This is a genomic window from Bacillus andreraoultii, from assembly GCF_001244735.1.
Lineage (GTDB): Bacteria > Bacillota > Bacilli > Bacillales > Caldibacillaceae > Caldifermentibacillus > Caldifermentibacillus andreraoultii.
Map to the genome: position 1 here is coordinate 940,428 of NZ_LN868937.1, position 10,161 is coordinate 950,588.

General features: G+C 35.8%; 8 protein-coding genes (1 of these 8 cut by a window edge). 7 read left to right on the forward strand and 1 reads right to left on the reverse strand.

The features are described from left to right. Window positions 1–824 precede the first annotated feature (824 nt). The 6 genes from BN2144_RS09620 to BN2144_RS09645 all read left to right on the forward strand — a co-directional run bounded on the left by BN2144_RS09620 (window position 825) and on the right by BN2144_RS09645 (window position 8,189). A complete protein-coding gene (locus BN2144_RS09620; RefSeq protein WP_094763118.1) occupies window positions 825–1,790 on the forward strand; it encodes a bile acid:sodium symporter family protein in 966 nt (321 codons plus the stop codon). Window positions 1,791–2,315: 525 nt separating this feature from the next. Further along, window positions 2,316–3,866 carry a 2-isopropylmalate synthase gene (locus BN2144_RS09625; protein ID WP_268258029.1) on the forward strand — a complete coding sequence of 517 codons (1,551 nt, stop codon included), beginning with the start codon at window positions 2,316–2,318 and terminating at the stop codon, window positions 3,864–3,866. Window positions 3,867–3,952: 86 nt separating this feature from the next. After that, complete coding sequence (leuB, locus tag BN2144_RS09630; protein ID WP_033828062.1) at window positions 3,953–5,053, forward strand: 3-isopropylmalate dehydrogenase; 1,101 nt, start codon at window positions 3,953–3,955, stop codon at window positions 5,051–5,053. Between the two features lie 33 nt (window positions 5,054–5,086). Further along, window positions 5,087–6,496, forward strand: coding sequence for a 3-isopropylmalate dehydratase large subunit (gene leuC / locus BN2144_RS09635; protein WP_033828063.1), 1,410 nt, complete (start codon window positions 5,087–5,089; stop codon window positions 6,494–6,496). A gap of 36 nt (window positions 6,497–6,532) precedes the next feature. Next, window positions 6,533–7,111, forward strand: coding sequence for a 3-isopropylmalate dehydratase small subunit (gene leuD, locus BN2144_RS09640; RefSeq protein ID WP_033828064.1), 579 nt, complete (start codon window positions 6,533–6,535; stop codon window positions 7,109–7,111). Window positions 7,112–7,472: 361 nt separating this feature from the next. Beyond that, the gene (locus BN2144_RS09645) at window positions 7,473–8,189 is read left to right on the forward strand and encodes an N-acetylmuramoyl-L-alanine amidase (RefSeq protein WP_033828065.1); all 717 of its coding nucleotides are present in this window, start codon (window positions 7,473–7,475) and stop codon (window positions 8,187–8,189) included. 260 nt (window positions 8,190–8,449) lie between these two features. Here BN2144_RS09645 and BN2144_RS09650 read toward each other — a convergent pair whose 3' ends face one another. After that, window positions 8,450–9,136, reverse strand: coding sequence for an MgtC/SapB family protein (locus BN2144_RS09650; protein WP_033828078.1), 687 nt, complete (start codon window positions 9,134–9,136; stop codon window positions 8,450–8,452). 327 nt (window positions 9,137–9,463) lie between these two features. Here BN2144_RS09650 and BN2144_RS09655 point away from each other — a divergent pair, with 327 nt between their 5' ends. Further along, on the forward strand, window positions 9,464–10,161 hold the 5' portion of the coding sequence (locus BN2144_RS09655; protein WP_033828066.1) for a DMT family transporter. It continues 196 nt past the right edge of the window; 698 of the gene's 894 nt are visible here — the first part of the coding sequence; it begins with the start codon at window positions 9,464–9,466; its stop codon lies off the right edge, out of view.

The window sequence follows — 10,161 nt, forward strand, 5'->3', positions numbered from 1 at the left end:
ACCCAAGTTCGTAGTATCCTTGCGAATACTACCTCATGAAGCATGGAGCTTCTTTTGGTAACAGGTGTAAAATTACACCTGGCTAATCCTACTTAGCTTACTGTTCAGATTAGCACTCAGGGATGATCTAGGAACAATATGTATTTTCAGGCTTGCACCACCCCTGAATCGCTTTAAATACATTAGTATTGTTCCCCGTTCCCGTCATCGAATTAAATCTATGAATGTATTAGTTAATATTTTTTCACTGTACTGTGCTAAAAATATATTTGCCGTTTATAATAAAGTATTTTTAGAAAATGGTCAATACTTAATTTATTTATATTTTAAAATTTATCAAAAATAGTTCAGATATAACGGGAAAATAAAAAAACCCATTTCCCCCAAAAGCGTATAACTATTTGGGAAGAAAAGAGTTTGCTTTTCTTGGTACCACCCAATCTTCATAATATCCTCACAGATATTACCTTATGAAGCTTGTAGCTTCTTTTGATAACAGGTACTTTATTTAAGAACCTGGCCAAACCTAATTGGAAGTCCGTTCAGAATGGCGCTCAGAGATGATCTAGAAACAAGAAGTATTTCCGGACTCCCACCATCACCGGATCGCTTTAAATACTTTGGTATTGTTTCCCGTTCTCTTCATAGCGTTATTTCTATTTACGTTTTCATTTCAAAATATATTTAAAATAGATTTTAATAAAAGTAAATCGGTATGTCAAGTATATTTAAAACTTTCTAAAATATATTTTTAATAAAATTATATTGCAAAGTAAAAAAATTAGACTATAATTTCTACTAACTAGAAAAAAGGAGTGATGATATTGCGACAATTAACGAAAATTAGTAATTTTGCAGGAAATACATTTGCTGTTTGGATTATTATTTTTGCTATCTTAAGTTATTTTATCCCTGAAGGTTTTACATGGATTGCACCACATATTTCATTATTGCTCGGAATCATTATGTTTGGAATGGGATTAACGTTAACGGTAGATGATTTTAAAGCAGTCTTTCAATCTCCTAAAAGTGTAATTATTGCAGCAATCAGTCAATATACAATTATGCCATTAGTTGCTTTTGGATTAGCCGTACTATTCAAACTACCACCTGAATTGGCAGCAGGGGTCATTTTAGTCGGATGTGCACCTGGGGGAACGGCATCGAATGTGATGACTTACTTAGCAAAAGGGAATGCAGCTTTATCTGTTAGTGCTACAGCAGTTTCAACACTACTAGCACCTATTTTAACACCTTTTTTAACATGGCTTTTAGCTAGACAATGGATGGAAGTTTCTTTCTGGAGTATGTTCATTTCAGTGGTTCAAGTTGTTTTAATACCAATTGTTTTAGGGGTATTAGTACAATACTTTTTCAAAAAACAAGTAGAAAAAAGTACGGCAATCTTACCACTTGTATCGGTTGTCGGAATTGTCGGTGTAGCATCAGCTGTTGTAGCTGTAAATAGAGATAATTTGCTTTCAAACGGGTTACTCATATTTCTTGTCGTTGTGTTACATAACTGTCTTGGATTATTGCTTGGATTTTTTGTCGCAAAATTGTTGAAATTAGATTATCCAAGTCAAAAGACGATTTCAATCGAGGTTGGTATGCAAAATTCGGGTCTTGCTTCAACCCTTGCCATCGGTTATTTTTCACCGTTAGCAGCGATTCCAAGTGTCATATTTAGTGTATGGCATAATATTTCTGGGCCACTTCTTGCTACTTATTGGAGCAGAAAAGGAAATGAGATTCAGCCACCTGTATCAGGGGTGAATATTGGAAAATAAGTGAAATTGATTGGGTGAATGAATTTATACGTTAAATTAAAATAAAAAAATTTAAAAACCTCTTGCACTTTTCAGAAAAATGTTTTATGATAAGTGACAATATTAACTGATAACAAAATTTTATAAATATTTTATAATCATATACTAAAGCAATGAAGGGATTATGGAACAAAGTCCATGTATTCACAGAGATCCAGGGATGGTGGAAGCCTGGAAATACATTTTGTTTCAGTCTCCTCCCTGAGTGCTGAACTGAACGGATTTTCCTATTAAGTTTAGCCAGGTACATCCCCTATTCGTACCTGTTATCAAAACGAAGCTACAAGCTTCATGAGGTAGTATTTGCGAGAATACTATAAAATTGGGTGGTACCGAGAAAGCTCTTTTCTCCCCAACGTTATCTGTTCGTCAGATTTATTTGTGGGAGAAAGGGGCTTTTCATATTGTTTTTTACTTTACAGTGTTAATTGTGAAAAGGAAATTTATTGTGTAATAAGAGAAAGTAAAAATGAAAGGATGGAAGAGATGATGACACAAATTAAAATTTTTGATACGACGCTTAGGGATGGAGAACAATCACCAGGAGTAAATTTAAATCAATTGGAGAAGTTAGAGATTGCTAGACAATTAGAACGTCTTCGGGTTGACCGAATTGAGGCGGGATTCCCAGCATCATCAAAAGGTGACTTTGAAGCGGTCAAGGCAATTGCTGAAACGATAAAAGATTCTTCCATTATCGGACTATCACGGGCAGTTCAGTCGGATATTGATACGGCATGGGACGCATTAAGAAATGCTGAGGAGCCATGTTTGCACCTTTTTTTAGCAACGTCTCCGATCCATATGAAATACAAATTAAAAATGACACCAGATGAAGTCATTGAAACCTCGGTAAATATGGTGAAATACGCAAAGAGAAAGTTTTCTATTGTTGAATGGTCGGCAGAAGATGCCTCTCGATCCGATTGGGATTTTCTTGCCAAAATTATTCGAGAAGTCATCGATGCTGGTGCGAACGTCATTAACTTACCGGATACAGTTGGATATACAACACCAGAAGAATATGGAAAAATGTTTCGTTATATAAGGGAGCATGTTCCAAACATTGATCGTGTAGCCCTTTCTTGCCATTGTCACGATGATTTAGGAATGGCAGTAGCGAACTCATTAGCAGCGATTGAAAATGGAGTAACACAAGTCGAAGGTACAATTAACGGAATTGGTGAACGGGCGGGAAATGCGGCATTAGAGGAAGTTGCTATCGCTTTAAAAATCCGCTCAGATTTTTATCCATATGAAACGAATTTAAAATTAGATGAACTAAAACGGACGAGTGACCTTGTTGCAAAACTAACAGGGATGAGCGTGCAAGCGAATAAAGCAGTTATTGGTCGAAATGCTTATGCACACGAATCAGGTATCCATCAAGATGGTGTATTAAAAAATGCAGAAACCTATGAAATTATCACACCTGAATTAGTTGGCGTTCACTCAAATGCATTAATTTTAGGAAAACATTCAGGAAGGCATGCGTTTAAAGAAAAAGTAATTGAACTTGGCTTTACATTGTCAGAGGAAAAATTAAATCAAGCGTTCCAACAGTTTAAACAAATGACTGACCATAAAAAAGAAGTAACCGATGATGATTTATTTACAATTTTAATGGAAATTCAAACAAATACGAGTGCAATAAAAAAATATCAATTGGAAATGTTCCAAGTACAATACGGATCGGCGAATATTCCAACCGCAACGGTTTCGTTAAAGACACCAGACGACCACGTTGTTCAAACTGCATGTACAGGAAATGGGAGTGTCGAGGCATTATATAAAACAATCGCTGCACTAATTATTGAGGAAACCAATTTACTAGATTACCAAATTAGTTCCATTGGTGGTGGGAAAGATGCCCTTGCTGAAAGTTATGTCAAAGTGAAAGTGAACGGTGAAATGATAAATGGACGTGGGACAGCAGCAGACGTTCTTGAAGCATCTGCACATGCTTATATTAATGCCGTAAATAAATATCTAATTCAACAGAATACAGTGAGAAAAGAAGTAATAACGAGTAAATAGCAGGATTTCGAAACGCGCGACAAACTCGATTTTTATATGGAATATAGAAAGAAATCTCCAAATCAAATAGAAAATGGGTGAAAAAGATGGAAAAACAAATTGTATGTCTACCAGGTGATGGAATTGGACCAGAAATCATGCAATCGGCAAAACGGATACTAACAACAATTGGGGAGTATTTTCATCATCAATTTACATTTAATGAGTATGCCATTGGTGGAGATTCTATTGAACGTTTTGGAATCCCGCTAACAGATGAAACTGTTGAGGCGTGTAAAAGGGCAGATGCGGTTCTATTAGGCGCAGTTGGTGGACCACAGTGGGACACCTTACCAGCAGATATCCGACCTGAAAAGGGGCTTTTAAAAATACGGAAAGATCTCATGCTTTTTGCTAATTTACGTCCGATTAAAGGTTTTTCTCCTTTACTTCACGCTTCTCCACTTAAGGAAGAAATTATAAAGGATAGCGATATTTTAATTGTCCGGGAATTAACAAGTGGTTTATATTTCGGAAAGCCAAGCGAAAGGCGTGATGGCGGAAATGTTGTTGTAGATACACTCTATTATGAACGACACGAAATTGAAAGAATTGTAGAAAAAGCTTTTCAGTTTGCTCAAATGCGACGAAAACATCTAACATCAGTGGATAAAGCAAATGTTCTCGAATCTAGTAAATTATGGCGTGAAATTGTAAATGAAAAAAGAAACGAATACCCAGATGTTAAAGTAGATCACCTTTACGTAGATGCGGCAAGTATGAAGTTAATAACGAACCCGAGCCAATTCGATGTAATTGTTACTGAAAATATGTTTGGCGATATTTTAAGTGATGAAGCGTCTGTTTTGACCGGTTCTCTCGGGTTACTACCTTCAGCAAGTGTACGTTCTGATTCTTTCGGATTATATGAACCGATTCACGGGTCCGCACCTGATATTGCTGGGAAAGGTGTGGCAAATCCAATTGGAATGATTTTGTCAGCTGCATTCATGCTTCGTTCATCTTTTCAAATGGAAGAAGAGGCTCAGGTAATCGAAGAAGCTGTGAATGAAACATTATTACAAGGGTACCATACACCAGATTTACCGTTAGAAAACGGAATAACAGTAGGTACTGAACAGTTAACTAATATAATTTTAGGAAAATTACGAGCTGCAAAGCCAATAGGATATTCTAGAAACGTTTAACCTTTATTCAGAGATTCATAGGAGGGAAGAAAGATGGGGAAACCGAAAACAATTATTGAAAAAATTTGGGAAAAACATGTAGTTCATCGAGAGGAAGGAAAACCGGATTTGTTATATATTGATTTGCATCTCGTTCATGAGGTAACATCACCACAAGCATTTGAAGGTTTAAGATTGAACAATCGGAAAGTTCGTCGCCCTGATTTAACTTTTGCGACAATGGACCATAATGTTCCAACGATGAATCGTGAAATTATTCGTGATCCTATTTCAAAAAAACAAATGGAAACGTTAAAGAAAAACTGTGATGAATTTGGGATTACATTAGCCGATATGTTTCATCCAGACCAAGGAATTGTTCATGTTATCGGTCCGCAACTAGGTCTAACCCAACCTGGAAAAACAATTGTATGCGGAGATAGCCATACGTCTACTCATGGAGCATTCGGTGCTCTTGCATTTGGTATCGGAACGAGTGAAGTGGAACATGTATTAGCGACACAAACAATATGGCAACAACGTCCAAAAACATTGAATGTCCATGTCGAAGGGAAGTTAGGCGTCGGTGTAACTGCAAAAGATTTAATTTTAGCAATTATATCTAAGTTTGGTGTTAGCTTTGGTCAAGGTTACGTGATTGAATATACGGGTGAGGCAGTACGTGGTTTATCAATGGAAGGACGAATGACTGTTTGTAACATGTCAATTGAAGCAGGTGCACGAGCAGGGTTAATTAGTCCTGATGAAAAAACCATTGAATTTTTAAGAGGAAAAAGATATGTTCCGAAACGTGAAGAATTCGAAAAGATTGCTGCTGAATGGTTATCATTGGCCACAGACGAAGGGGCTGATTTTGATCGGACTGTTACGATAAATGCAGAAGAAATTGAACCTCAAGTAACGTGGGGAACAAATCCAAGTATGTGTGTTCCAGTAAGTGGACGCACACCATCAATAACTGATGTGGATAATAAAGATGAAGTTCGTCGGGCTCTTGATTATATGGGATTAGAAGAAAATCAACCAATTACTTCTATTGAAATTGATCATGTCTTTATTGGTTCCTGTACAAATTCACGCCTCGCTGATTTGAGAAAAGCAGCAGAAATTGTGCGAGGGAGAAAAGTACATGAAAATATTCAGCGAGCGATTGTTGTTCCAGGTTCCTTTGTTGTAAAAATGGAAGCGGAGAAGGAAGGATTAGATCAAATTTTTAAAGAAGCAGGATTTGAATGGCGTGAAGCTGGTTGTAGTATGTGTCTAGGAATGAATGAGGATATCGTTCCACCAGGGGGAAGATGTGCATCTACTTCCAATCGTAACTTTGAAGGAAGACAAGGAAATGGTGCTAGGACACATCTTGTAAGTCCTGAAATGGCAGCAGCTGCGGCAATATCTGGTCACTTTATCGATGTACGGGAAATGCAAGAAGTTTTTCAATAATACACATAAGAAAAAATACAAGGAGGTCAAAAAGGAATGGAAGCAATTAAATACCATAAAGGGCTAGTTTATCCGTTAAATCGTGAAAATGTAGACACGGATCAAATTATCCCAAAACAATTTTTAAAAGCAATTGAACGAACAGGATTCGGAAAATACTTATTTTATCATTGGCGCTTTGATAACGACGGGCAACCGATTAAAGGCTTTACTTTAAATGACGAGAAGTATACAGGAGTTAGTATACTTTTAGCAGGGAAAAATTTTGGTTGCGGATCATCCCGTGAACATGCCGCCTGGGCCCTTCTTGATTACGGTTTTCGTGTTGTGATTGCACCTAGTTTTGCCGATATTTTTTATAATAATGCGTTGAAAAATGGGATATTACCGATTCAATTAGATGAGGATATTATTAAGGAGTGGATGGAGAGCGCAGAATCACTCCCATTTACATTAGCCATTGATCTTGAAGCACAAACGATTGGAGATGGTACTCGAGTCATACCTTTTGATATTCCCAAATACCATAAAGAAAAATTAGTGAATGGGTGGGACGATATTGATTTAACTTTGTTGCATAGTGATAAAATCAAAGCATATGAAATGTCGAGATAATAAAAAATACGATTAACGTGTAAGTGCAAGTTTGCTGTGAAAAGTAAACTTGCATTTTTTTGTTAATAGTTATTCAGCTTTCTCATATTTTACATTCATACAAGGCAACCAAGAGACTTGAGTTCGTAGAAAAAGCTTTTTTTGGCTGCGATGCAAAGCTGCTTACACCTTGCTTGTGTGCTTAGGTTCGCTCTTCATGCATTTTAATTCAATAATCCTTATTTAGCGTAGAATCATTGTTTTACTTAATTATCTTAACCATTTTTCACTTTTCTTCATATAAATAAATTAGATGACACCTATAAATTTCTTGCAATGGTCGTTTTCACACTGCAGTTAAATAAATTGAGAGGTGAATAGAATGGTAAAGATTTTTATTGACCCGGGCCACGGTGGGTCAGACCCTGGGGCGGTTGGAAATGGAATAAGTGAAAAAAATATCACACTCCAAATTGCTAATGAAGTACAGCGGATTTTAAAAAATGAATATGACAATATATTAATAAAAATGAGTAGAACAATCGATAAGACTGTTAGCCTAAGTGATCGGACAAACGCAGCAAATAGTTGGGGGGCTGACTTTTATTTATCTATTCACATAAATTCAGGTGGAGGAACAGGCTTTGAAAGTTATGTCTATCCTGCTGCGAGTTCACAAACAAAGAAATATCAAAAATCTATTCATGAAGAAATTATTCGGCAGATTGATTTGCGTGACCGTGGACAAAAACAAGCGAATTTCCATGTGCTAAGGGAGTCTCATATGCCAGCGATTCTAACAGAGAATGGCTTTATTGACAATGCGACAGATGCAAATAAATTAAAAAGCTCCTCTTATATAAATAAAATTGCAAGAGGTCATGTCAACGGTTTAGCAAAAGCCTTGAATTTGCACAAAAAAGCGGGTGGTTCGGGAAGTAATGGCTCAACAAGTAATTCATCTAATAAAAATGAGCAAAAGACTGATCCAAATACGTTATATCGAGTTCAAATAGGTGCTTTTGGAAATAGGAAAAACGCAGAAGAATTAGCAGAACGTGCTCGGAAAGCAGGTTTTCCTGTTTATATTACGAGATAGGCTGTATTGTTTACGGAGGTTTATTTTTCAGCTAGAGGGAAAAGTGGAAAATAATAGACAGCCTAGATACCCTAAATTGTTGGTGGAGATTTTCTTTTTCAATTCGTTTGTGCATGATAAAAGGGCGCTGCATGTTAAACAGCCCCTTTCCTTAATAAAAGTTGAAACCTATAGTATTTTAAATATGTACATTCGTTTGCTTCCTTAACGATTCCTTTTTTTAAAAAAAGTCGACATCCTCTAGTGTAGAAATGTATCTATTATAAACTCTCAATTTCAACTTGTTTTACTCCATTCATTTGTGAGACTAATTCATACAAACTTGTTAATTTTAGTTTGTAGTTAACCCCAATGTTTAATTGAATTGAATGACCCCCATCTTTCAAATCCCGAATTCGTATGCGATAGACCGTTATTTTTTGTTGCTGAATGGTTTCAATAACAAATTTCACATACTTACTTTCAGATACAATAATGTCTAGCTTCATTTCCTTTTCTCTCAATTGTTTAGGACCTATCCAAGTCATAACTGAAGGAATTAGTTCAACACTTATCATAATAAAGATGACTCCTGCGATGGCCTCGAAATAAAACCCGGCACCTACAGCAATTCCGATTCCTGCAGCTCCCCATATAATAGCTGCTGTCGTTAAACCAGATATACTGTCATTTCCTCTCCTTAAAATAGCTCCTGCCCCCAAGAAACCAATTCCAGAGACAATTTGAGCAGCTAAACGAAGCGGATCCATCGTAATGTTAACACCTTTGTGACCAGGTATAGCGCGATACGCAGATTCAATTGAAACGATTGTAAGGAGACAAGCAACAATTGAAATAACTAATGATGTCTTTAAACCAATCGGCTTTCGTTTGATTTCACGCTCTAGACCAATGATTAAACCAAGAATGGCCGTTACTCCAAGTTTAATTAACACTTCTAAATTCACATAATCTAGCAAAATGATCTCCTTCTTATCAATAGATGTTCTTAAATACTGGTTGCAAAACCAATCCTTTACTAATAAAATCAGACATAAAAGAATTCTTTCTTATATTTATATACTGGTAGTCCCCAAAAAGGTAGGCTTTTTTAGTTTTGAGGTTGTAAAAACATCGATTTATTGTGGTTTGATTGAAAAAATTGGTACCACATGTGGTGCGGACAATGTTTGAATGGCCTTTACCTTTGGGTGTGAACCATATAAATATTATACGGAACAGGTTATGAAAGTGGTAGATAAAAGACTTTTGTATTGGAATTGGGGAGAGAAACGATGAATAAACCAAAAATAAATCCATATTTAATAATTATTATTGGAGTCATTTCTGTATCAACATCTGCTATTTTTGTAAAATTATCTACAGCACCTTCAGGAGTCATTGCATTTTATCGTCTGCTTTTTTCAGTATTGATAATGTTGCCGGTATTTCTTTTAAAATACGTTAAAGAACTACGAAATATGACAAAACAAGACTTTATATATTCGACGATTGCAGGTATCTTTCTCGCTTTCCACTTTATCCTATGGTTTGAATCGCTAAATTACACATCCGTAGCAAGTTCGACCGTATTAGTTACATTACAGCCTTTATTCGCGTTTATTGGTACATATTTAATATATAAAGAAAGAATATCTGTAAGAACTATCATTAGTGCAGTTATTGCGATTATAGGAAGTGTGATGATAAGTTGGGGTGATTTTTATGTAAGTCAAAAGGCATTGATTGGCGATATTATTGCTTTAATTGCCTGTATGTTAATTACAGCATATTTATTAATTGGTCAATCTATTAGAAAACGTATTTCGATGGTGACTTACACATTTATTGTATATTTCATGAGTACTGTAACTTTATTAATCTATGTCATTCTTAAACAAGAACCTTTATTTCCATATTCAACAAATGATTGGATATATTTTCTTTTACTTGCTATTTTCCCGAATTTATTAGGTCACTCACTTTTTAATTT

Excerpts from the sequence above, each read along its gene's own strand:
- BN2144_RS09645 (WP_033828065.1), top strand. The coding sequence starts at position 7,473 with ATGGTAAAGATTTTTATTGACCCGGGCCACGGTGGGTCAGACCCTGGG.
- leuD (WP_033828064.1), top strand. The coding sequence starts at position 6,533 with ATGGAAGCAATTAAATACCATAAAGGGCTAGTTTATCCGTTAAATCGT.
- leuC (WP_033828063.1), top strand. The coding sequence starts at position 5,087 with ATGGGGAAACCGAAAACAATTATTGAAAAAATTTGGGAAAAACATGTA.
- leuB (WP_033828062.1), top strand. The coding sequence starts at position 3,953 with ATGGAAAAACAAATTGTATGTCTACCAGGTGATGGAATTGGACCAGAA.
- BN2144_RS09625 (WP_268258029.1), top strand. The coding sequence starts at position 2,316 with ATGATGACACAAATTAAAATTTTTGATACGACGCTTAGGGATGGAGAA.